General features: G+C 68.3%; 19 protein-coding genes and 1 riboswitch. Of the genes, 12 read left to right on the forward strand and 7 right to left on the reverse strand.

Annotated elements, in window-relative coordinates; genetic code table 11:
- The first annotated feature begins 157 nt into the window (after window positions 1-157).
- Genes ACE3SS_RS07935 through ACE3SS_RS07945 form a run of 3 tightly spaced genes read left to right on the forward strand, consistent with a single transcriptional unit; the run spans window position 158 to window position 1908 of the window.
- Window positions 158-841: a CsgG/HfaB family protein gene (locus ACE3SS_RS07935; RefSeq protein WP_374592665.1), complete on the forward strand. Its 684-nt coding sequence runs from the start codon at window positions 158-160 to the stop codon at window positions 839-841.
- A gap of 24 nt (window positions 842-865) precedes the next feature.
- Complete coding sequence (locus ACE3SS_RS07940; RefSeq protein ID WP_374592667.1) at window positions 866-1231, forward strand: DUF4810 domain-containing protein; 366 nt, start codon at window positions 866-868, stop codon at window positions 1229-1231.
- 2 nt (window positions 1232-1233) lie between these two features.
- On the forward strand, window positions 1234-1908 hold the full coding sequence (locus tag ACE3SS_RS07945; protein ID WP_374592669.1) for a DUF799 domain-containing protein: 675 nt from the start codon (window positions 1234-1236) through the stop codon (window positions 1906-1908).
- A gap of 75 nt (window positions 1909-1983) precedes the next feature.
- Here the strand turns inward: ACE3SS_RS07945 and ACE3SS_RS07950 are convergent, their stop codons facing one another.
- The 4 genes from ACE3SS_RS07950 to ACE3SS_RS07965 all read right to left on the reverse strand — a co-directional run bounded on the left by ACE3SS_RS07950 (window position 1984) and on the right by ACE3SS_RS07965 (window position 7022).
- Window positions 1984-3051, reverse strand: coding sequence for a porin (locus ACE3SS_RS07950; protein WP_374592671.1), 1068 nt, complete (start codon window positions 3049-3051; stop codon window positions 1984-1986).
- A gap of 215 nt (window positions 3052-3266) precedes the next feature.
- Window positions 3267-4115 (reverse strand): orotidine-5'-phosphate decarboxylase, encoded by an 849-nt coding sequence (gene pyrF / locus ACE3SS_RS07955; RefSeq protein ID WP_374592673.1) that lies wholly within the window; start codon window positions 4113-4115, stop codon window positions 3267-3269.
- 13 nt (window positions 4116-4128) lie between these two features.
- A complete protein-coding gene (gene purB, locus ACE3SS_RS07960) occupies window positions 4129-5502 on the reverse strand; it encodes an adenylosuccinate lyase (protein WP_374592675.1) in 1374 nt (457 codons plus the stop codon).
- A 119-nt stretch (window positions 5503-5621) separates the two neighbouring features.
- The gene (locus ACE3SS_RS07965) at window positions 5622-7022 is read right to left on the reverse strand and encodes a DUF898 family protein (protein ID WP_374592677.1); all 1401 of its coding nucleotides are present in this window, start codon (window positions 7020-7022) and stop codon (window positions 5622-5624) included.
- 168 nt (window positions 7023-7190) lie between these two features.
- Here ACE3SS_RS07965 and ACE3SS_RS07970 point away from each other — a divergent pair, with 168 nt between their 5' ends.
- Entirely contained in the window at window positions 7191-7811 is a 621-nt protein-coding gene (locus ACE3SS_RS07970) for a glutathione S-transferase N-terminal domain-containing protein (protein ID WP_374592679.1), read from the forward strand.
- Window positions 7812-7842: 31 nt separating this feature from the next.
- On the opposite strand, the gene ACE3SS_RS07975 is transcribed toward ACE3SS_RS07970, so the two are convergent.
- A complete protein-coding gene (locus ACE3SS_RS07975) occupies window positions 7843-9483 on the reverse strand; it encodes an FMN-binding glutamate synthase family protein (protein WP_374592681.1) in 1641 nt (546 codons plus the stop codon).
- A 71-nt stretch (window positions 9484-9554) separates the two neighbouring features.
- Window positions 9555-10271, reverse strand: coding sequence for a hypothetical protein (locus ACE3SS_RS07980; RefSeq protein ID WP_374592683.1), 717 nt, complete (start codon window positions 10269-10271; stop codon window positions 9555-9557).
- 205 nt (window positions 10272-10476) lie between these two features.
- Here ACE3SS_RS07980 and ACE3SS_RS07985 point away from each other — a divergent pair, with 205 nt between their 5' ends.
- The 6 genes from ACE3SS_RS07985 to metW all read left to right on the forward strand — a co-directional run bounded on the left by ACE3SS_RS07985 (window position 10477) and on the right by metW (window position 16250).
- On the forward strand, window positions 10477-11172 hold the full coding sequence (locus ACE3SS_RS07985; protein ID WP_374592685.1) for a CerR family C-terminal domain-containing protein: 696 nt from the start codon (window positions 10477-10479) through the stop codon (window positions 11170-11172).
- Window positions 11173-11182: 10 nt separating this feature from the next.
- Window positions 11183-12178, forward strand: a complete 996-nt coding sequence (locus tag ACE3SS_RS07990) for an HlyD family secretion protein (protein WP_374592687.1) — start codon at window positions 11183-11185, stop codon at window positions 12176-12178.
- Window positions 12178-13140: an ABC transporter ATP-binding protein gene (locus ACE3SS_RS07995; RefSeq protein ID WP_374592689.1), complete on the forward strand. Its 963-nt coding sequence runs from the start codon at window positions 12178-12180 to the stop codon at window positions 13138-13140. Before ACE3SS_RS07990 ends, ACE3SS_RS07995 begins: the two co-directional genes overlap by 1 nt.
- The gene (locus tag ACE3SS_RS08000) at window positions 13137-14321 is read left to right on the forward strand and encodes an ABC transporter permease (RefSeq protein WP_374592691.1); all 1185 of its coding nucleotides are present in this window, start codon (window positions 13137-13139) and stop codon (window positions 14319-14321) included. Before ACE3SS_RS07995 ends, ACE3SS_RS08000 begins: the two co-directional genes overlap by 4 nt.
- A 25-nt stretch (window positions 14322-14346) precedes the next feature.
- Window positions 14347-14421: riboswitch (SAM riboswitch) on the forward strand.
- Window positions 14422-14496: 75 nt separating this feature from the next.
- Window positions 14497-15666, forward strand: coding sequence for a homoserine O-acetyltransferase (locus tag ACE3SS_RS08005; protein WP_374592693.1), 1170 nt, complete (start codon window positions 14497-14499; stop codon window positions 15664-15666).
- Window positions 15663-16250, forward strand: a complete 588-nt coding sequence (gene metW, locus ACE3SS_RS08010; protein ID WP_374592695.1) for a methionine biosynthesis protein MetW — start codon at window positions 15663-15665, stop codon at window positions 16248-16250. Before ACE3SS_RS08005 ends, metW begins: the two co-directional genes overlap by 4 nt.
- Here the strand turns inward: metW and ACE3SS_RS08015 are convergent.
- Window positions 16247-17458, reverse strand: coding sequence for an L-lactate dehydrogenase (locus tag ACE3SS_RS08015; protein WP_374592697.1), 1212 nt, complete (start codon window positions 17456-17458; stop codon window positions 16247-16249). The two genes, metW and ACE3SS_RS08015, sit on opposite strands and share 4 nt — an antisense overlap.
- Window positions 17459-17705: 247 nt before the next feature.
- On the opposite strand from ACE3SS_RS08015, the gene ACE3SS_RS08020 reads away from it, so the two are divergent.
- A complete protein-coding gene (locus tag ACE3SS_RS08020) occupies window positions 17706-18854 on the forward strand; it encodes a two-component system response regulator (RefSeq protein ID WP_374592699.1) in 1149 nt (382 codons plus the stop codon).
- A 6-nt stretch (window positions 18855-18860) separates the two neighbouring features.
- Window positions 18861-21132 (forward strand): ATP-binding protein (locus ACE3SS_RS08025; RefSeq protein ID WP_374592701.1); only part of this gene is annotated, 2272 nt, incomplete at its 3' end.

The following is a 21132-nucleotide window of genomic DNA, read 5'->3' on the forward strand; positions in this document are numbered from 1 at the left end:
TCAAGATCCGATGAAAACGGCGTCCTGAGGGGCGCCGTTTTTCATGGCGCGCCCGGCCTGCCCCCCGGTTCTGGCCCGGCCCGGTTTTTTCTCTCGGTTACAGTTTGCTCCCAGCGCATCCGCCACATGCGGGTGCCGCTCAACCAAGGGAGCCTCCATGAAACCATCCATTCGACTGCTCGCCGTCGCGGCAGCCATGGCGTCGCCGCTGCTGCTCAACAGCTGCGCCACCGAATCCTCGCAAGCACTGGCCGTGCAAAAAACCCAGGCCGCCACGCGCGTCTACGCAGGCGCGCGCGCGCCGATCGCCGTGGGCAAGTTCGACAACCGATCGAGCTATTTGCGCGGCGTGTTCTCCGACGGCGTAGACCGCCTCGGCAGCCAGGCCAAAACCATCCTCATCGGCCACCTGCAGCAAACCAACCGCTTCAACGTGCTCGATCGCGACAACATGGCCGAGATCAAGCAAGAGGCCAGCATCCAGGGCGCCGCGCACAAGCTCAAGGGCGCTGATTTCGTGGTGACCGGCGACGTCACCGAATTCGGCCGCAAGGAGGTCGGCGACCACCAGCTGTTCGGCATCCTTGGCCGCGGCAAAACCCAGGTGGCCTATGCCAAGGTCACCCTCAACGTGGTCAACATCCGCACCTCCGAGGTGGTTTATTCGGTGCAGGGCGCCGGTGAATACCAGCTCTCCAACCGCGAAATCATCGGCTTCGGCGGCACCGCCAGCTACGACTCCACGCTCAACGGCAAAGTGCTCGATCTGGCCATTCGCGAGGCGGTGGATCGTCTGGGCGAAGGCATCGACGCAGGCGCCTTCAAGCCTGTTGCGCAATAACCCCGCCGGGCAAGGACACCCACCATGCATGAGCCCATCGCGCGGGGGCTGGCAGCGCTCTGCCTGCTCGCCACCCTGGCCGGTTGCGCCGGCCCCAAGCCGCTGTATAGCTGGAACGGCTATCAGCCCCAGGTCTATGCCTACCTGAAGAACGACGGCAAACAATCGCCCGAAGACCAGATCATCGAGCTCGAAAAAGGTGTTCAGCTGGCCGCCGCCAAAGGCGCACAGGTGCCTCCGGGCTACCACGCGCATCTCGGCTTGCTCTATTTGAACGCGGGCCGAACCGATCAGGCCTTGGCCGCCTGGAATCAAGAGAAGGCGTTGTTTCCGGAGTCGACGAAGTACATCGACTTCTTGATTGCCAACATGAAGAAAAACCGGAGCTGACGATGCCCACCCGATTCAAACAACGCTGGCTGATGAGCGCGCTCGCGGCGACGGCCGTGCTGCTGGGCGGATGCGCTGCGCCCGCCAAGCACGATTACACCGCCTTCCGCGCGGCCAAGCCGGCATCCATCCTGGTGCTGCCGCCCGTCAACGAGAGCACCGACGTCAACGCCACGTTCAGCATGCTGGCGCAAACCACCCTGCCGCTGGCTGAAGGCGGCTACTACGTGATCCCCGTTACGCTGGCCTACGAGACGTTTCAGCAAAACGGACTGACGAACGCAGCCGATATCCACGAGGTGTCGGTGGCCAAGCTCAAAGAAATCTTCGGCGCCGACGCGGCCCTCTACATCAAGATCACCCGCTACGGCAGCACCTACACCGTGCTCAGCAGCGCAGCCGTCGTGAGTGCCGAAGCGCGTCTGGTTGATCTCTCGACCGGCACCCTGCTCTGGAGCGGCCACGCCAGCGCGTCCAGCGACGAGGGCAACAACAGCGGCGGCGGCTTGGCCGGCATGCTGGTCACCGCCCTCATCAAGCAGGTTGTCAACAGCGTGACCGACGCCTCGCACCCCGTCGCCGGCGTCACCAGCGCCCGGCTGCTGTCTGCGGGCACGCCGAACGGGTTGCTCTTCGGCCCCCGGTCGCCGCGCTACGGCAAAGACAGCGCCAACTGACCGCGCCCGATCGACGCCCGCAAAGAAAAACGCCCCGCAATGCGGGGCGTTTTTGCTTCAGGATCTCAAGCGAGATCAGAAGCGGTGACGGATGCCAACGCCAACCGAGTTGGTGCTTTCAAACTTGGCCGTCGTCGGATCGTTGTCCGAGAAACGGTCGTAAGCGTAAGCGGCGTACACATCAGTGCGCTTGGACAGAGCGTAGTCATAACCCAGCGACAGGGTCTTGCTCTTGTCCTTGTAGGTGTTGCCAGCGCCAGTTTCCTTGTACTGCTTTTCGCCGTACGAAGCCAGCACAGCACCCGCACCGACCGGAACCGAAGCACCCAGCTGCCAAATCTTGTCTTTGTATTCGTCGGTAGCCGGGGTGTTCTTCACTTGGCCATACTGAGCGAACAGCTTGGCGACGCCGAGGTCGTAGCTGCCGTCCAGTTGCCACGTGTTCTGGTGACCCGTGGCGTAGCCGGTCTTCACCTGCTGGTACACCGCTGCCACGGCCAGGGGGCCGGCGGCATAGCCACCGCTCAGGCCGACGCTGCCGCTGCCCGTTGCGGTTTCCTTGAAGCTGTACTGCAGCGCGCCATTGAAGCCACCCAGATCGCCGGGCGTGTAATAGGTCAGCGAATTCGCCCAAGCTTGATTGCTGGTGCCACTGGTGCCGACAGCCTTCACATCGCCATAGCTACCGAAGTACTGACGCACAGCCGGCGAGAAGTTGGCGGACGCACCGAAGGGGTTGAAGGCGGTGGTGGCGTTGTACAGCGGGGTTTCAGCTTGGCCAGCCAGCACGGTACCGAAATTGCCAGCCAGACCCAGCCAGCTGTTGCGGCTCCAGAATTGACCGGTGGTGGTCGTGCCGGTGTCGGCCTTCAGGTAGCTTTCCAGCTTGAACTTGGCCTTCAGACCGCCACCGAGGTCTTCGGTGCCGGCAAAGCCGAGATAGCTCGCCGTCATGCCGCCATCTTCGAGGCCGCGCAGACGCTGTGCAGCCGGTGCGCCCTTTTGTGCATCAGCAGAGTTGTGCAGCGAAACGATGGCTTCGTCGATGGTGCCGTAGACGGAAACGGACGATTGAGCTTGGGCGCCAGCGGCGGCCACCAGAGCCAGGGCAGCAACGGCCACGGCATTCAATTTGCGAATCATGTGAACTCCTAGCAAAAGAGAGTGTTGTCAATTCGAGGAGGAGACGGACTTGCTAATGACCTCCTCACCCGCGGCCCATTTTGCGAGGAATCGACCTGACATTCAGGGTTCACCCACGGTCAACCGCCCCTGAGAGTGTCAAAAAGCCGTCATTCCGTGGCGAGGGAACAACAAACACGGGCTGTCGCCGGCAAGCTGACACAGACCGCGCGCGCTCAAGCAGCCGATGGCCGCGCCTGCTGGAGCTGATCGCGCGTCTCGCGTGCCACGCGGCGGGCGGCGGCAGCGAAGTCGTCGCCCGCACTGGCGTAGAGCACGGCGCGCGACGAATTGACCAGGATCGGCCCGGTCGTCTGCTCGGCCGAGCCGCGCCAGCCTGCGCGCACCGTGGCCACCGCATCACCGCCTTGCGCCCCGACACCGGGGATCAGCAGCGGCAAAGTGGGCGCCAACTCACGCACCCGCTCGATCTCTTGCGGGAAGGTCGCCCCCACCACCAGGCCGAGCTGGCCGTTGGTGTTCCACGGCCCCTGCGCCAGCGCGGCGAGGTGCTCGTACAGGCGCGGCTGCCCGGCCACGTCGGCCAGGCGCTGGTTTTGCAGGTCGGAGCCGCCGGGGTTGGACGTGCGGCACAGCAGGAACACGCCCTTGTTGCCCCAGCGCAGGTAAGGCTCGATGGTGTCGAAGCCCATGAAGGGCGACAAGGTGACGGCATCGGCACCGTAGCGCTCGAAGGCCTCTTTGGCGTACTGCTCGGCGGTGGAGCCGATATCGCCGCGCTTGGCGTCGAGGATGACGGGCATCTGCGGGGCGACGCGCTTGATGTGCGCCATCAGCCGCTCGAGTTGGTCTTCGGCGCGGTGGGCGGCGAAGTAGGCGATCTGCGGCTTGAAGGCGCAGACCAGGTCCTTGGTGGCGTCGACGATGGCGGCGCAGAAGTCGTAGATGCGGCTGGCGTCGCCCTTCCAGGCGCCCGGGAACTTGGCCGGCTCGGGGTCGAGCCCCACGCACAGCATCGAATCATGCAGACGCTCGGCGTCACGCAGTTGCTGGATGAAGCTCATGCCAAGGCCCCGCTCAATGCTTGATGCGGGTGGCGAGCTCGGCCGCCTTGCCGATGTAGTTGCCCGGCGTGAGGGCGCGCAGGCGCTGCTTCTCGGCCTCGGGCAGCTCCAGCGTGTCGATGAAGGCGGCGATGGCGTCGGCCGTGATGGCCTTGCCGCGCGTCAGCTCTTTCAGGCGCTCGTAGGGGTTGGGCAGGCCGTAGCGGCGCATCACGGTCTGGATGGGCTCGGCCAGCACTTCCCAGGCGGCGTCGAGGTCGGCATCGAGCGCGGCGGTGTTGAGTTCGAGCTTGTCGAGGCCGCGGGTGAGGCTGTCGTAGGCCAGCACGGCGTAGCCGATGGCCACGCCCATGTTGCGCAGCACGGTGGAGTCGGTCAGGTCGCGCTGCCAGCGGCTGATGGGCAGCTTCTGGCTCAGGTGGGTGAGCACCGCGTTGGCCAGGCCGAGGTTGCCTTCGGCGTTTTCAAAGTCGATCGGGTTGACCTTGTGCGGCATCGTCGACGAGCCGATCTCGCCGGCCTTGGTGCGCTGCTTGAAGTAGCCCAGGCTGATGTAGCCCCAGACGTCGCGCGACCAGTCGATCAGGATGGTGTTGACGCGGGTGACGGCGTCAAACAGCTCGGCCATGTAGTCGTGCGGCTCGATCTGGATGGTGTACGGGTTGAAGGTCAGGCCCAGCTGGTTTTCGATGACGCCCTTGCTGAAGGCCTCCCAGTCTTGTTCGGGGTAGGCCGAGAGGTGGGCGTTGTAGTTGCCGACCGCGCCGTTCATCTTGGCCAGCAGCTTGACGGCGGCGATGCGCTCGCGCGCCGCGGTGAGACGCGCCACGACGTTGGCGATCTCCTTGCCCACGGTGGTGGGGCTGGCGGTCTGGCCATGCGTGCGGCTGAGCATCGGCTGGGTGGCGAACTGGTGCGCCATGCCGGTGAGCTTGGCGATGATGGCATCGAGCGCGGGCAGCAGCACCTGCGAACGCGCCGCCTTGAGCATCAGGCCGTGGCTGGTGTTGTTGATGTCTTCGCTGGTGCAGGCGAAGTGCACGAACTCGCTGGCTTTTTCGATCTCGGGGTTGCCGGCGAAGCGCGACTTGATCCAGTACTCGACCGCCTTGACGTCGTGGTTGGTGGTCTTTTCGATGTCCTTGATGGCCTGGGCATCGGCCTCGCTGAAGCGTGCCATCAGCCCGCGCAACAAGCCGCGCGAGGCCTCGGACAGCGGCGCGAACTCGGGCAGGCCGGCGTCGGACAGGGCGATGAACCACTCGATCTCGACTTGCACGCGGCGATGCATCAGGCCGAATTCGGACAGCAGCGGACGCAGGGCAGCGACCTTGCCGGCGTAGCGGCCATCGAGGGGAGACAAAGCGGTGAGTGCGGCAAGCGGCATGGTGAAGGCGGCGCGAAAAATAGAACCCGATATTGTAGGCAGCGGGGCTCCGGCGCGGTCGCAACTTTTTGGCACAACAGCCCCGCGCTCCAGGGGCCTGACGCGGTGGCCGGCGCGGCTCACCAGCCCAGGTCGAGCCCCAGCATTTCAGTGCCCACTTCGGCGGCGGCGCTGCCCTGGCGGGTCTGCACCGACGCGACCAGGTCTTCGGGAACGATGCGCGAGACCACGGTGATGGCCTGCAGGCGCATGCGGCGGGTGGCCATGGCGGCCCAGGGCCAGTACGCCCCGAGCGTGAGCGCGGTCAGCAGGTGGTTGCGCAACTGCAGCCGCAGATACGCCCCCCATTCGAGATCGCTGCGAAAGCGCATGTAGCGGTTGCCGGTCTTGGTCCAGACGAGGTTCTGCATGCCCACGACCACGTAGGCCCGCGCGATCACGGTGTCGAGCACCAGCACGGCCGCCACGAAGAGCAGCAGCCCGGCGTTGCCGATGGGGTCTTGCAGCAAGTCGTCGAGCGCGCTGCCCACGCTCAGCGCGGCGAGGGTTGCCACCCCGGCGACCACCAGGGGGCCGGTGAGCCACAGCAGCGCGGCGCGCAGCAGCAGGCCGTAGATCATTTCGGGCGTGGCCTTCCATTGCGTCTGCAGCGGCCCCAGGCGCAGATGGGAATGCTGGTAGTTCTTGAGCTGCCAATAGAAGAAGGGCAGCGCCACGCCGAAGGTCAGCCACAAGCCGGCCGCCGCCCAGGCCCAGAGGTTGTCGGCCGCGTCGTCCTGCACGCCCCAGGCCATGGCCGTGAGCGCCAGGCCCGAGATCAACAGCGGCGCCGTCAACGTCTGGTAGGCGCCCGCCAGATTGCCGCCGAAGCCGAGCGGCAACCCCCGCCAGCTGGTGTGCGCCAGGCGGAACCGCATGGCCGCCAGAAACAGCGCCGGCCACACGCCGGCGACGGCGAGCACCGCCAGCACGCCCGTCCACGCCGCCCACTGCCCGGCGCAGACGTAGACCAGCAGCAGCGCGCCGCTGATCAGGAAGCCGCGCAGCATGTTGCCGGGCTGGCCATGGAACGCCAGCGGATGCCCGGCCACTTCGGTGTGTCTATATAGATAGTGCAGCTTGGCCGCGCGGGCCCAGGGGTAGTAGAGGCCCAGCGTCAGCAGGGTCAACAACCAGCCTTTGGCCCACACGCGGGCGTAATCGCGCCCGGCGCCGCTGAAGGCGACGCTCCAGACCCGCGCCTGATCGGCGGGGCAGCGGGCCAGCCGCAGCTCGTCGAGCTCGCGGCCCATGGGGTCGATGTCTTGCGCCTGCGCGCCGTTGACGCGCAAGCCGTGCGAGGTTTCGGTCTCGATCTGATCGACGCCCAGCCACTCGCCGCCCAGCACGTCGCCACCCGCATCGGGCTCAAACGCGATGTCCACGGCCGCGCCGGGGGCAACCGGCCCCCCCCGCACCAGGGCATGCGGGATGGTGGTTTCGCCCACGGAGGGCGGCTGGGAGGAACGCGAGGAGCGCATGACGAAGCGATGGATCACCAAGCCGAGGCACGGCGTTTGCAAGATGGATGGCCTTTGCCATTATGAGTCGCCCCCCGCCCGCTCAGCCACCATCAGCGGCGACTCCTGGCCCGCGGCGCGCACGACCCCCTTCGATAGAATGAATCGGATCTCGCAAATATCAATACTATGAAACTCATCGGCTCATTGACCAGCCCATTCGTGCGCAAGGTACGCATCGTGATGGCGGAGAAGAAGCTCGACTACAAGTTCGAGCTGGAGGACGTCTGGTCGCCCACCACCACGATTCAGGCCGCCAACCCGCTGGGCAAGGTGCCTTGCCTGGTGATGGAAGGCGGCGAGGCGATCTTCGATTCGCGCGTGATCGTCGAATACCTCGACACCCTGTCGCCGGTCGGCAAGCTGATCCCGCTGTCGGGGCGCGAGCGCGTCGAGGTGCGGACGTGGGAGGCGCTGGCCGACGGCCTGCTCGACGCCGCCATCGCCGCCCGCATGGAACAGACCTGGGCCGGCCGCACCGAGGCGCAACGCAGCCCGGCGTTCGTCGAGCGCCAGATGGGCAAGGTGAGCGCCTCGCTGCGCGCCATGGGGCAAGGCCTGGGCGACCGCGCCTGGTGCGCCGGCACGCACTACACGCTGGCGGACATCGCCGTGGGTTGCGCGCTGGGCTACCTCGACTTCCGCTTCGCGCACATCGACTGGCGCGCCGAGCACCCCAACCTGACCAAGCTGGCCGAGAAGCTGGCGCAACGCCCCGGCTTCGTCGATACCAGGCCGCCCACGGCTTGAGCGCGCCCGGCGCCGCCCGCCAAGGGGCCAGCTAGGGCGCCGGGGCAAACGAATCGGCCCGCGCCATGGGCCAATACAGGCGATACAGCTCATACGGCCACGCCGCCTCGCCGCGCTCGGCCGCCAGCAGCACGCCGGGCTGCACCACCGGCAGCAGGTTGGCCAGCAGCTTGACCTGGTGGTCGGACATGCGCCGCACGATGTGCGAGGCCGTCAACTCGCAGGGGTGATGCAGGCCGGCGGCCTGCACCAGCTCCTTGAGCGCGTGCAGCGTGTTCTGATGAAAGCGGAAGACGCGCTCGGCCTTGTCGGGCACCACCAGCGCGCGCTGGCGCAGCGGGTCTTGCGTGGCGACGCCGGTGGGGCATTCGCCGGTGTGGCAGGTCTGCGCCTGCAGGCAGCCCAGCGCGAACATGAAGCCGCGCGCCGAATTGCACCAGTCGGCCCCGAGCGCCAGCATGCGGGCGATGTCGAATGCGCTCACCACCTTGCCGGCGCAGCCGATCTTGACGCGGTGCCGCAGGTTCAGCCCGACCAGGGTGTTGTGCACCATCTGCAGGCCGTCTTGCAGCGGCGAGCCCATGTGGTCGCAGAACTCGACCGGCGCGGCGCCGGTGCCGCCCTCGGCGCCGTCCACCACGATGAAATCGGGCGCGATGCCGGTGGCGAGCATGGCCTTGGCGATGGCGAACCATTCCCACGGGTGGCCGATGCACAGCTTGATGCCCACCGGCTTGTCGCCCGACAGCTCGCGCAACCGCTCGATGAACCGCAGCATCTCGGTGGGCGTGGCGAACGCGCTGTGGCCCGCCGGCGAAACGCAGTCGCGCCCCATCTCGACGCCGCGCGCCGCCGCGATCTCGGCCGTGACCTTGGGGGCCGGCAGCACGCCGCCGTGGCCCGGCTTGGCGCCCTGGCTCAACTTGAGCTCGATCATCTTGACCTGCGGGTCGCGCGCCTGCTCGGCAAAACGCGCTTCGCTGAAGCTGCCGTCCGCGTGGCGGCAACCGAAGTAGCCCGAGGCGATCTGCCAGATCAGGTCGCCGCCATGCTCGCGGTGGTAGCGGCTGATCGAGCCTTCGCCGGTGTCGTGCGCGAAGCCGCCGCGCCGCGCGCCCGCGTTGAGCGCCAGGATGGCGTTGGGCGACAGCGCGCCGAAGCTCATGCCCGAGATGTTGAAGACCGAGGCGCTGTAGGGCTGGGCGCGCTCCGCGCCGATGGTGACGCGAAAGTCGTGCGAGGTGACGCTGGTGGGCGCCAGCGAATGGTTGATCCACTCGTAGCCCTGCTTGAGCACGTCGAGCTGGGTGCCGAAGGGGCGCTTGTCGGGCTCGCCCTTGGCGCGCTGGTAGACCAGCGAACGCTGCTGGCGCGAGAACGGCTCGGCCTCGTTGTCGCTCTCGATGAAGTACTGGCGGATCTCGGGGCGGATGAACTCGAACAGAAAGCGCAGATGCCCGATGACCGGGTAGTTGCGCAAGATGGCGCGCCGGGTCTGCACCACGTCGTGCACCCCGGTCACGACCATGCCGGCAAAGACCAGGGTGGCCAGCGAGCCATGCCCGCTCGTCACCCAGGCCAGCGCGCTGAGCAGGCACCCCGCCGTGGTCAGCAGCAGCACCGAATAGCGGATCGGGAAATACGCGTTGAGCTTGATCAGCCAGACCGGCATGGTGGGGCTCCTCGTCGAGTGTTCAGGGGGCGATGATGTTGCCCGGGCGCGGGCCACGCCGCGGCACGCGCTCAGCAGCCGGCGTCACGCGAGGCGCCTTCCATCTCTTGCAACTGCTGCTTGAGCCGATCCATCGCCTCGCCCGAGCCGCCGGCGCGCTGCGAGTCGCGGATGCTGCGGATGCGGTTGGCGATGCTGCCGCACTTGAGCTTCTTGCTCACGGCGTCGGACTCGGCGCGGCGGCGCGCGGCGTCGTCGGCGGTCGCGGTGTTGCCGGGGTTGTTCGCGGCCGGCGCGGGGGCCGCCTGGCTGGGCGCCGCCGCCGCGTCGTCTCCCCGCAGCTTCGCCGCCGCGTTGGTCAGCGCCGCCGCCTGCAGCGCGCGCTCCTTGGCCGCCATGCAACTGGCCTCCACCGCCGCGCGCACGGCCCCGGCGGTGCCTCGCTGGCTATAGACCTCGTTGATCAGCGCGGTGTCTTGCGGCGCGTCGCGGAGTTGCTCGTCCTGCGTGCGCCCGGCTTCGCGTGACCACGAGATTTTTTGCGAGCGCACGCCGCGCGCCGTGCAGTCGGCATCGACCTTGGGCGAGCCCTCCGACAGCGTCGCCCCCGAATGCCCGATCACCTTGCCTGGCTGCTCGCCGGCGCAGGGGTGGTCTTGATAGACCGAGCCGCAGCGGTACATCTTCTGCGCCACGGCCGGCGGGGTGGCGCCCAGCAGCGCGAGCCCGCAAGACAGGGCAACCCAGGATGCCGCGCGGCGCCAGCCCCCGCTACGGTCGCTTGCCATGGAAATCATGTGCCATCCCTTTCATGAGTCGGATGCGTTCGATACGAACCTCCCCCACATGCTAGACCGCGCCGCGCCTGTCAAAGCGCGGTGAAACGGGGGCATCACCGGCCAGATCGTGTCGTGACCGCCCCGCGCCCGGCCGGGTCGCCAGACGAGTTTGGTAAACTTTTTTCAAACGATCGTTTGTCAATTGTCAACCCCGATGTTCGCCACCCGCCCCGCCCCACCCAGACATGCCACGGGCGACACCACCCGAGCCGCGTTGATCGACGCCGCCACCGAGGTGTTCATCGAAGAAGGCTTCAAGGCCGCGCGGGTGCAGGACATCGCGCAGCGCGCCGCCGTGCGCTTGTCGGCCATCAACTACCACTTCGGCAGCAAGGAAGGCCTGTACCTGGCCGTGCTGCAGCACCACGCCCAAGCCTCGCTCGCGCACGCGCCGCTGTTGCACGGCGACCCGCACGCGCCGCTGCGCGAGCGCTTCGACTTCTTCGTGCGCAGCCTGCTGACCCGCCTGATCGACCCCCGCACGCCCTCGCGCATCGCCCGGCTGGGCGTGCGCGAGCTGACCAGCCCCACCGCCGCGCTCGACGTGATGTTCGTGCAGTTCAGCCTGCCGCAGACCATGCTGGCGCTGCAGCTCATCCGCGAGATCCTCGGGCCGCGGGCGCCCGAAGCCGCGCTGCACCAGGGCGCGATCAGCGTGGTCGGGCAATGCCTGGCCTACCGCGTGGGCCAGCCGGTGATCGAACGCCTGCAGCCCGGTCTGTACGACCAGCCCGATGTGGTGGCCCGCCTGGGGCGCCAGATCGCTGATTTCTCGTGGGCCGGCCTGCAAGCCATGGCGCAAGCCCATGCCACCACGACCCCACCCCACGCCGTCCAGAAGAACCGCTAGGAGCCCCCTCATGCATCAACGCCCATTGCCGCGCGCCGCCGGCCTGTCTCTGAGCGTCTTGCTCGCCCTGAGCCTGCTCACGGCCTGCAGCCCGCGACGCGACGGCGTGTTCAGCGGCTACGTCGAAACCGAGCCGGTGCGCGTGGCCTCGCCTTTCGGCGGGCGGCTCGTCAAGTTGGCGGTGCGGCGCGGAGATCAGGTGGCCAGCGGCGCCGCGCTGTTCTCGCTCGAACAAGACAGCGAAGCCGCCAACGCGAGCGAGGCGCAAGCGCGCCTGCAGCAGGCCGAGGCGCAGGCCGCCGACCTGAGCAAGGGCGCGCGCCCCGACGAGCTCGCCGCCCGCCGCGCCGCGCTCGAACAGGCCCGCGCCGCGCTGGCGCAGTCCAGCAGCGACCTGAAGCGCCAGCGCGATCTGGCCGACGCGCATTTCGTGTCGCCCGCCACGCTCACCGCCATCCAGGCCCGGCGCGATGCCGACGCCGCGCGCGTGCAGCAGCTCGAAGCCGAGTTGCGCGTGGCCCGGCTGGGCGGGCGCGACGACTCGCGGCAAGCCGCGCAAGCGCAATCGCAAGCCGCGCGCGCGGCCGTGGCGCAAAGCCAGTGGGCGCTGAAGCAGAAGGCCGTCAACGCGCCGCTGGCCGCGCGGGTGGACGACACGCTCTACCGCGAAGGCGAGTGGGTGCCGCCCGGCGCGCCGGTGGTCAGCCTGCTGTCGCCCGCGTCGATCAAGCTGCGCTTTTACGTGCCCGAAGCGCAACGCGCGCGGCTCGCGCCGGGCAGCGTGGTGCAGGCCCGCTGCGACGCCTGCGGCGGCCCCATCAGCGCCACCGTGCGCTTCGTGGCCACGCAGGCCGAGTACACGCCGCCCGTGATCTACAGCCAGGACGAGCGCAGCAAGCTGGTCTTCATGGTCGAGGCCTGGCCCCAGCCGGCCGACGCGGCCAAGCTGCCGCCCGGCATGCCGGTCGAGGTGCGGCTGGTCGCCACCAACGCGGCGAGCCAATGATGCAGGCGGGAGCAGCGCCGGGCCACGCGCCAGCCAGCCAGGTGGTCATCGACGTCGAGAACCTCACCAAGCGCTATGGCGACAAGGTGGTGGTGGACAACCTGTCGATGCAGGTGCGGCGCGGCGAGATCTACGGCTTTCTCGGCCCCAACGGCTCGGGCAAGACCACCTCGATCCGCATGATGTGCGGCCTGCTCACGCCCGATGGCGGCGAGGGCCACACGCTGGGCTACGACGTCGTCACCGAGGCCCCGGCCATCCGCCGCCGCGTGGGCTACATGACGCAGCGCTTCGGCCTGTATGAAGACTTGAGCATCCGCGAGAACCTCGATTTCATCGGCCGCATGTACCGCATGGATCGGCGCCACGAGCGAGTGGATGCCGCGCTGGAGCGGCTCAACCTGAGCGGGCGCCAACAGCAGCTCGCCGGCAGCCTCTCGGGCGGCTGGAAGCAGCGCCTCGCGCTGGCCGCCTGCATGCTGCACGAGCCCGAGGTGCTGCTGCTCGACGAGCCCACCGCCGGCGTGGACCCCACCGCGCGGCGCGACTTCTGGAACGAGATCCACACGCTGGCCGCGCACGGCATCACGGTGCTCGTCTCGACCCACTACATGGACGAGGCCGAGCGCTGCCACCGCCTGGGCTACATCGCCTACGGCCACCTGCTGGCCAACGGCACGCCGCGCGAGCTGGTCGAAGGCGCGCAGTTCGTCACGCGCACGCTGTCGGGGCCCGGCATCGCGGCGCTCACCCACGAGATCGAAGCCCGCGCCGGCGTGACCATGGTGACGCGGCTGGCCGAGGGGCTGCGCATTTGCGGCTCCAGTCAGGACGCGCTCGACGCGGCCCTGGCGCCCTGGCGCGGCCTGCCTCAATTCGTGTGCGGCCGCACACCCCCCTCGCTCGAAGAAGTGTTCATCCACCTCTCGAAACAAGCCACCGACAACTTCGCCAACGCATGAGCAGCGCCCCGCCCCTCAAGGACAACCGCCGCGAGCCGCTCTCGCTCGACCGGCTGATCGCCGTCATCATCAAGGAGTTCACCCAGCTGCGGCGCGACCGCCTCACGCTGGGCATGCTCATCGGCATCCCGCTGATGCAGCTCATCATGTTCGGCTACGCCATCAACGGCGACCCCAAGCACCTGCCCACCGCGCTGGTGGTGCACGAGCACACCACCTACACCCGCAGCCTCACGCGCGCGCTCGAGAACTCGGGCTACTTCGTCGTCACGCGGGCCGACGCCAGCGAAGCCGAGGCCGACGACCTGCTGGCCCTGGGCGACGTGCAGTTCGTGCTGACCGTCCCGGCCGGCTTCTCGCGCGCGCTGGAGCGCGGCGAGCGCCCCGCCCTGCTGCTCGAAGCCGACGCCACCGACCCCGCCGCCACCGGCAACGCGCTGGCCACGCTGGCCCAGCTCACGCAGACGGCGCTGGCGCACGACCTCAAGGGCACCGCGGCGGCCCGGCTGACCGCTCCGGCGGGGGCCTCGATGGCCGCGCCGTTCGAGTGGCGCATCCACCGCCGCTACAACCCCGAGGGCCGCACGCAGTTCAACATCGTGCCCGGCCTCACCGGCGTGATCCTGACCATGACGATGATCATGATGACCTCGTTGGGCATCGCCCGCGAGGTCGAGCGCGGCACGATGGAAAACCTGCTCGCCACCCCCGTGCGCCCGCTCGAGGTGATGGTGGGCAAGATCGCGCCCTACATCGTCATCGGCTACGTGCAGACCACCATCATCTTGCTGGCCGCGCGCTATCTGTTTCACGTGCCCTTCGCCGGCAACCTCGTCACGCTGCTGGGCTGCGTGCTGGCCTTCATCGTCGCCAGCCTGTCGGTGGGCATCACCATCTCGAGCATCGCGCACAGCCAGGCGCAGGCCATGCAGATGACGTTCTTCTTCTTCCTGCCGTCCATCCTGCTGTCGGGCTTCATGTTCCCGTTCCGCGGCATGCCCGAGTGGGCGCAGTTCGTGGGCAACCTGCTGCCGCTCACGCACTTCCTGCGGCTGATCCGCGGCGTGATGCTCAAGGGCAACGAGCTGCACGAGCTGTGGCCCAACCTGTGGCCGCTGGCCGCCTTCACGCTGGTGGTGATGAGCATCGGGCTCAAGCGTTTCAGGCGCACGCTGGACTGAGCCCCGGCAAGCGCCCCCGATATACTCCCGACTCAGCGCCGATTTGTCCGGCTTGCGGGCGCTCTAAAAATACCGCTAAACAGGCGCAAACCGGCCCACCGCAGCGCTGCACCCGCAGCACCCGCGAGGCCGGTTTTTTGTTGCCGGGCCCACACCAGACGTAGAGGCACCCCGCATGAAATCCGTTGGAGTCGTGCAACCGCAAACCAGGCATTTCGCCGCACCGCTGACGCTGCAAAGCGGCGCGCAGCTGCGCGACTACACCTTGACCTACGAGACCTACGGCACGCTCAACGCCGCGCGCAGCAACGCCGTGCTGGTGTGCCATGCGCTCAACGCCTCGCACCACGTGGCGGGCACCTACGAGGGCCAGGCCAAGAGCGAGGGCTGGTGGGACAACCTGGTCGGCCCCGGCAAGCCGCTCGACACCGACCGCTTCTTCGTCATCGGCATCAACAACCCCGGCTCGTGCTTCGGCTCCACCGGCCCGATGCACACCAACCCCGATACCGGCCGCCTCTATGGCGCGGACTTCCCGGTCGTCACGGTCGAAGACTGGGTCAACGCCCAGGCCCGGCTGCTCACCGAGCTCGGCATCGAGCAGCTCGCCGCCGTGGTGGGCGGCAGCCTGGGCGGCATGCAGGCCCTGAGCTGGACGCTGCAATACCCGCAGCGGGTGCGGCATTGCCTGGCCATCGCCACGGCGCCCAATCTGTCGGCGCAGAACATCGCCTTCAACGAGGTGGCGCGCCGCGCCATCGTCACCGACCCCGACTTTCACGGCGGCCACTTCTACGAGCACGGCGTGGTGCCCAAGCGCGGCCTGCGCGTGGCCCGCATGATCGGCCACATCACGTACCTGAGCGATGACGTGATGGAGCAGAAGTTCGGAAGAGACCTGAAAGGCGACGCGCTGGCCTACAGCACGCAAGACGCCGAATTCCAGGTCGAGAGCTACCTGCGCTACCAGGGCGACAAGTTCAGCGAGTACTTCGACGCCAACACCTATTTGCTCATCACCCGCGCGCTCGACTACTTCGACCCGGCCAAGGCGTTTGGTGGCGATCTGAGCGCCGCGCTGGCCCGCGCGACCGCGAAGTTCTTGGTGGTGAGCTTCACGACCGACTGGCGCTTCTCGCCGGCCCGCTCGCGCGAGATCGTCAAGGCGCTGGTCGACAACCAGCACAGCGTGAGCTACGCCGAGATCGACGCGCCGCACGGGCACGACGCCTTCTTGCTCGACGACCCGCGCTACCACGGCGTGGTGCGCGCCTACCTCGACCGGGTGGCCGACGAATGCGCCGGCCCGGCCGCCGCTCCTGCCGTGAAAGGCTTTGCCGTATGAGCAGCCACCACACCGACTTCGAACGCATCGCCGAGCTCGTGCCGGCGGGCTCGCGTGTGCTCGACCTGGGCTGCGGCGACGGCACCCTGCTGGCCTACCTGATGAAAGAGCGCGGCTGCACCGGCTACGGCGTGGAACTCGACGACGCCAAGGTGCTGGCCTGCGTGCAGCGCGGCGTCAACGTGATCCAGCGCAACCTCGAAGAAGGTCTGAGCATCTTCGAGGACAACCACTTCGACGTGGTGCTGCAGCTCGACACCCTGCAACACCTGCGCAACACCGAAGCCATGCTGCGCGAGACGGCGCGCGTGGGCCGCATCGGCATCGTCAGCTTCCCGAATTTCGCGCATTGGCCCAACCGCCTGAGCGTGCTGCGCGGCCGCATGCCCGTCACCAAGCGGCTGCCGTATCAGTGGTTCAACACGCCCAACATCCGCGTGGGCACCTTCACCGACTTCGAGGTACTGGCGCGCCGCAGCGGCCTGCGCATCCTCGAATCGTTCGGCCTGCGCGACGGCGAGGTCGTGCGCCGCTGGCCCAATCTGCTGGGCAGCACGGCGGTGTTCAAGTTCGAGCGCGGCTAGGCGACGTCCAGCACCTCGGGCCCGACATCCACGGTGCGGCGCACGCCGGCCAGCGCCAGGCTGACGTCGTACTCGCGGCGGATCAGCGCCAGCGCGTGGGCCACGCCGGGCTCGCCGAGCGCCGCCAGGCCGTAGAGCGGCGCGCGCCCCAGTAGCGCCCCGCGCGCGCCGCTGGCCAGGGCCTTGAGCACGTCGGCCCCGCTGCGCACGCCGCCATCGAACAGCACCTCGGCCTCGCCCGCCACAGCCTGCGCCACGCGCGGCAGGGCGCGGATGCTGGACAGCGCGCCGTCGAGCTGGCGCCCGCCGTGGTTGGACACCACGATGGCATCGGCGCCGGCCTGCACGGCGCGGCGCGCGTCGTCGGCATCGAGGAGGCCCTTGACGATGAGCTTGCCCGGCCACTGCGAGCGGATCCAGTCGAGATCGGCCCAGCTCATCGTGGGGTCGAGCTGGTCGGCGATCCAGGCGCTGACCAGCGGCACCGGCTTCTTGCCCGGCCCGCCGGGCACGTAGCGTTCGAGGTTGCCGAAGTTGCGCCGCGGGCTGCGCAGGCGGCGCACGATCCAGCCGGGCTTGCGGATGAAGTCGATCACATTGGGCAGATTGAGCAGTTGCGGGCGCAGCGTCATGCCGTTGCGCTCGTCGCGCAGACGCGGCGCCTGCACGGCGAGGTCCACGGTGACCATCAGGGCCGAGCACTGGGCCGCCCAGGCGCGCTCGATGAGCGAGCGCACCACGCCGCGGTCGCGCATCACGTAGAGCTGAAACCAGAACGGCTGACGCGTGGCGGCCCGCACGTCTTCAATCGAGCAGATCGACACGGTGCTGAGCGTGAACGGCACGCCCGCCGCCTCGGCCGCGCGGGCCAGGTGCAGCTCGCCGTCGGCACGGATCAGCCCCGCCAGCCCGGTGGGCGCGATGGCCACGGGCAGGCTGCTGGTCTGCCCCAGCAGCGTGGTGCTCAGCTCGCGCATGCCCACGCCGGCCAGCACGCGCTGGCGCAGCGTGAGCGCGTCGAGATCGCGGCGGTTGGCGCGCAGCGTGAGCTCCTCGAACGAGCCGCTGTCGAGGTAACCGAAGAACGGCCGCGGCGTGGCGCGCTCGGCCAGCCGGCGCAGGTCTTCGATGTTCGCCAGCCGGTGGTCGAGCACGGGCGGCACGGCCGTGGGGGCCGGCGTGGAGCGGTTGTCGAGGTCGTCGGTCATGGCGGCGATTTCACACCAAAGCGACCCCCCCGAAAGACGGCGCACCGGGCGCCAATTCGTCACACACATCCACGCCAATGGTGCCGAATGCCCCTACGCCGCTTGCCGCGACAGCCGAAACTTTGACTGCGAAGGCTCCAGGCTCCTTCTCGATGCGTGTTCCAGCCTGGCCCCGACCTGCCGCGAATCGGTCGCGCAGCCGGGGGTGCAAGCCCATTGCAGCAGGACAGAACAGAAAGGGAAGATCATGAGCCCAGTGCCCCACATCCTGGTCGTCGATGACGACGAGCTGACGCGCGAGATGCTGCAAGCCTCGCTGACCGGCGCCTGCGCGGTCACGGCGGTCGCCAGCGGCGCGGCGGCCTTGCAACAGGCCCAGGCGGCCGTGCCCGACCTGGTGCTGCTCGACGTGGACATGCCCGAAATGAACGGCTACGCCACCTGCGAGGCTCTGCTGGCCGAGGGCGCCACGCGCGACGTGCCGGTGATCTTCCTGTCGGCCTGCGTCACGCTCGACGAGCGGCTGCGCGGCTACCAGGCCGGCGCGGTCGACTACCTCACCAAGCCGTTCGACGTGTCGGAGCTGCGCGCCAAGATCAAGCTGGCCATTGCCCAGCGCGACAAGAACCGCGATCTCAATGCCCAGCTCGAAGACGTGATGAACGCGGCCATGACCTCGGCCGACATGTATGGCGAGGTGGGCGTGGTGCTGGAGTTTCAGCGCCGGCTCAGCGGCTGCTACCACTACGCCGATATCGCTCGCGCGGTGTTCGACGCGCTCGAGCGCTGCGGCTTCGAGGGCAGCGTGCGCCTCAACGGGCGCCAGGGCGTGCTGTCGATGACGGGGCCGCTCGAATGCAGCGCGCTCGAGAACTCGCTGCTCGATCACATCGAGAAGCTCAAGGGCGCGAGCATCCAGCCCGTGGGCGGCCACACGGCGTTCAACTACGGGCAGGCGCTGCTGGTGCGCAACTTGCCGATGGGCGAAGCCGCGCGCCACTGTTCGCCCGACGACGCCGACCGCTTCGGACGCGCGCGCGACAACGTGGCGCTGCTGGTCGAGGGGGCCCTAGGCCGCATCCGCTCGCTCGATATCGAGACCAAGAACGCCAGCCTCGAAAACAACGCCAAGCTCGTCAAGCTCACGCGCGAGGCGCTCATCGACATCTCGGCGCAGCAGCACGCCACGCGGCTGCAGATCGGCGCCGTGTTCCAGCGCATGCGCGAGGAGATCGAGCACGCGTTCATCCACCTGGGCCTGAGCGACACGCAAGAAGACCTCGTGACCGACACGCTGGCGCGACACACCGAAGAGGTCATGAAGGTGTTCGACCACAGCCAGCACATCGAGCAGCACCTGCACCACCTGATCGGCAAGCTCGGCACCACCGGCTGAGCCGCCATGACCGAGTCACACGTCACGCTCCGCGATCTGCGCCAGCAGATCGACGCGTCCATCGTTCGCGTGCTCAACAACGTGATGATGATGGCCGCGGTTGGCGGCGTCTTGCTGTTCGTGGCCATCAGCCTGATCCACAGCCCGGACTCCGCCGCCAGCCAGGCCCGCATGATCGGAGGCATCGTGCTGTCGGCGCTGGCCCTGCTCTCGATGGCGCTGGGGCGCATTTTTGGCCCGCGCGTGGCCACCGCCGTGTTCGGCGTCGCGGCCATCGTGGTGGTCTACACCACCGGCATCATCGTGGGCACCGGCGTGTCGTCGTCAAGCGTGTCGGTGCCGGCCGCCATCATTTTGATGATGGGTCTGCTGCTGGGCCCGCGAGCCGCGTTGCTCACCGCGGGCCTGTCGAGCTTGTGCGTGGTGGGGCTGCTGCTGATCGAGTACCTGGGCCTGATCAGCGGCGTGACCGCCCGCAACATCCCACCGCCCGCAACGTATGCCGTGGTCAACGTGATTGTTTTCGCGGCCATTGGCATGACCATCGCCCGCTACAGCCGCATGTTCAACGAGGCGATGCGCTCGATCGAGCGTTCGCGCGTGGCGCTGCAGCATGAGGTCGAGGCGCACAGCGAGGTCGAGACCCAGCTGCGCGACAGCAAGCAGCGGCTGACCACGCTGCTCGACAACGCGCCGCTGGCGGTGTTGATCTTCGAGTGCGGCAGCGGACGGCTGCACTACGCCAACCAGAACGCGCTGTTCGAGCACGGCGCCGACGACCCCGCCTCATTGTTCGAGCGGCACCTGTTCTCGGGCGAGTCGTACACCTTCCAGGCGCTGCTCAACACGGTGCGGCAGACGCGCGACCGCGGCGCTCAGCGCCTGAAATGGCGCAGCCAGCATCGCAGCGGCAAGCCGATCTGGTGGCAGATGAAGTTCGACCTGCTGATGATCGATGGCGTCAACCACGTGATGGCGTTCGGCCACAACATCACCGCGCGGCTCGAGGCCGAGCAGGCGCTGTACCAGCATCACGCCCGGCTCGAAGAACAGGTGCGCGAGCGCACCGCCGAGCTGGCCGCCGCCAAGAACGAGGCCGAGCGGCTGTCGCGGGTCAAGAGCGAGTTTCTGGCCAACATGAGCCACGAGATCCGCACCCCGCTCAACGGCGTGCTGGGCATGGCCCAGCTGGGCGCGCACAAGAGCGCCAGCGACCCTGCGCTGCATGCCGTGTTCGACAAGATCAATGGCTGCGGCCAGCATCTGCTGCGGCTGATCAACGACATCCTCGATTCGTCCAAGCTCGACGCGGGCATGCTCGCGATCGAGTCCGCCCCGCTGCGCCCGCGCCAGTTGGCCGAGGACGCGGTGAACCTGCTGATCGACCGCGCCGCCGACAAGGGCCTGCGGCTGCACTGGACGTGCGCCGAGGTGCCCGAGTGGATCCAGGGCGACGCGCTGCGCATCAACCAGGTGCTGCTCAACCTGGTGAGCAACGCGATCAAGTTCACCGAGCACGGCGCCATCACGCTGGCGCTGGATCAGCACGAGGGGCGGATCGTCTACACCGTGAGCGACACCGGCATCGGCATGGACGAGGCGGCGCTGTCGCGCGTCTTCAACCCCTTCGAGCAGGCCGATGGCTCGACCACCCGGCGCTTTGGCGGCACCGGGCTGGGCCTGAGCATCAGCCGGCAGCTCGCGCGCCTGATGGGCGGCGACATCGCCGCGCGCAGCACGCCGGGCGAGGGCTCGACCTTCGTCTTCACGCTGCCGCTGATCGAGGCGCTCGGCCCGGCCACCGAGGCGGCCGCGAGCACGCTGCAAACCATCGGCCACGACCGGCTGCGCGGCCTGCGCGTGCTGGTGGCCGACGACGTGGACATCAACCGCGAGATTCTCGAAGGCCTGCTCACGCTCGAAGGCGCCAGCGTGGCGTGCGCCCGCGATGGGCAGGAGGCCGTCGAGCTGCTGCAAGAGGCCGGCACGATGGCGTTCGACGTGGTGTTGATGGATGTGCAGATGCCCGTGATGGACGGCCTCGAAGCCACGCGCCGCCTCAAGGCCCTGGCGTCCGATCTGCCCGTGATCGCGCTCACCGCGCATGCGCTGGACGAAGAGCGCCGCCGCTGCCTCGATGCCGGCATGTGCGAGCACGTGTCCAAGCCCTTCGAGCCGCATCAGGTGCTGGCGGCCGTGCTGCGCCACGCCGCGCGCGCGCCGGCTGCCGCGACCGCGACCGCGACTGCGGCTGCCGCGCCTCCGGCCCGCTCGGCCG

Origin of the sequence: Aquabacterium sp., from assembly GCF_041915145.1 — a bacterium.
Classification (GTDB): domain Bacteria; phylum Pseudomonadota; class Gammaproteobacteria; order Burkholderiales; family Burkholderiaceae_C; genus Aquabacterium.

Bases quoted from the DNA above. Each gene is read 5' to 3' on its own strand.
- ACE3SS_RS07935 (WP_374592665.1), top strand. From the start codon at position 158: ATGAAACCATCCATTCGACTGCTCGCCGTCGCGGCAGCCATGGCGTCG.
- ACE3SS_RS07940 (WP_374592667.1), top strand. From the start codon at position 866: ATGCATGAGCCCATCGCGCGGGGGCTGGCAGCGCTCTGCCTGCTCGCC.
- ACE3SS_RS07945 (WP_374592669.1), top strand. From the start codon at position 1,234: ATGCCCACCCGATTCAAACAACGCTGGCTGATGAGCGCGCTCGCGGCG.
- ACE3SS_RS07950 (WP_374592671.1), bottom strand. From the start codon at position 3,051: ATGATTCGCAAATTGAATGCCGTGGCCGTTGCTGCCCTGGCTCTGGTG.
- pyrF (WP_374592673.1), bottom strand. From the start codon at position 4,115: ATGAGCTTCATCCAGCAACTGCGTGACGCCGAGCGTCTGCATGATTCG.
- purB (WP_374592675.1), bottom strand. From the start codon at position 5,502: ATGCCGCTTGCCGCACTCACCGCTTTGTCTCCCCTCGATGGCCGCTAC.
- ACE3SS_RS07965 (WP_374592677.1), bottom strand. From the start codon at position 7,022: ATGCGCTCCTCGCGTTCCTCCCAGCCGCCCTCCGTGGGCGAAACCACC.
- ACE3SS_RS07970 (WP_374592679.1), top strand. From the start codon at position 7,191: ATGAAACTCATCGGCTCATTGACCAGCCCATTCGTGCGCAAGGTACGC.
- ACE3SS_RS07975 (WP_374592681.1), bottom strand. From the start codon at position 9,483: ATGCCGGTCTGGCTGATCAAGCTCAACGCGTATTTCCCGATCCGCTAT.
- ACE3SS_RS07980 (WP_374592683.1), bottom strand. From the start codon at position 10,271: ATGGCAAGCGACCGTAGCGGGGGCTGGCGCCGCGCGGCATCCTGGGTT.
- ACE3SS_RS07985 (WP_374592685.1), top strand. From the start codon at position 10,477: ATGTTCGCCACCCGCCCCGCCCCACCCAGACATGCCACGGGCGACACC.
- ACE3SS_RS07990 (WP_374592687.1), top strand. From the start codon at position 11,183: ATGCATCAACGCCCATTGCCGCGCGCCGCCGGCCTGTCTCTGAGCGTC.
- ACE3SS_RS07995 (WP_374592689.1), top strand. From the start codon at position 12,178: ATGCAGGCGGGAGCAGCGCCGGGCCACGCGCCAGCCAGCCAGGTGGTC.
- ACE3SS_RS08000 (WP_374592691.1), top strand. From the start codon at position 13,137: ATGAGCAGCGCCCCGCCCCTCAAGGACAACCGCCGCGAGCCGCTCTCG.
- ACE3SS_RS08005 (WP_374592693.1), top strand. From the start codon at position 14,497: ATGAAATCCGTTGGAGTCGTGCAACCGCAAACCAGGCATTTCGCCGCA.
- metW (WP_374592695.1), top strand. From the start codon at position 15,663: ATGAGCAGCCACCACACCGACTTCGAACGCATCGCCGAGCTCGTGCCG.
- ACE3SS_RS08015 (WP_374592697.1), bottom strand. From the start codon at position 17,458: ATGACCGACGACCTCGACAACCGCTCCACGCCGGCCCCCACGGCCGTG.
- ACE3SS_RS08020 (WP_374592699.1), top strand. From the start codon at position 17,706: ATGAGCCCAGTGCCCCACATCCTGGTCGTCGATGACGACGAGCTGACG.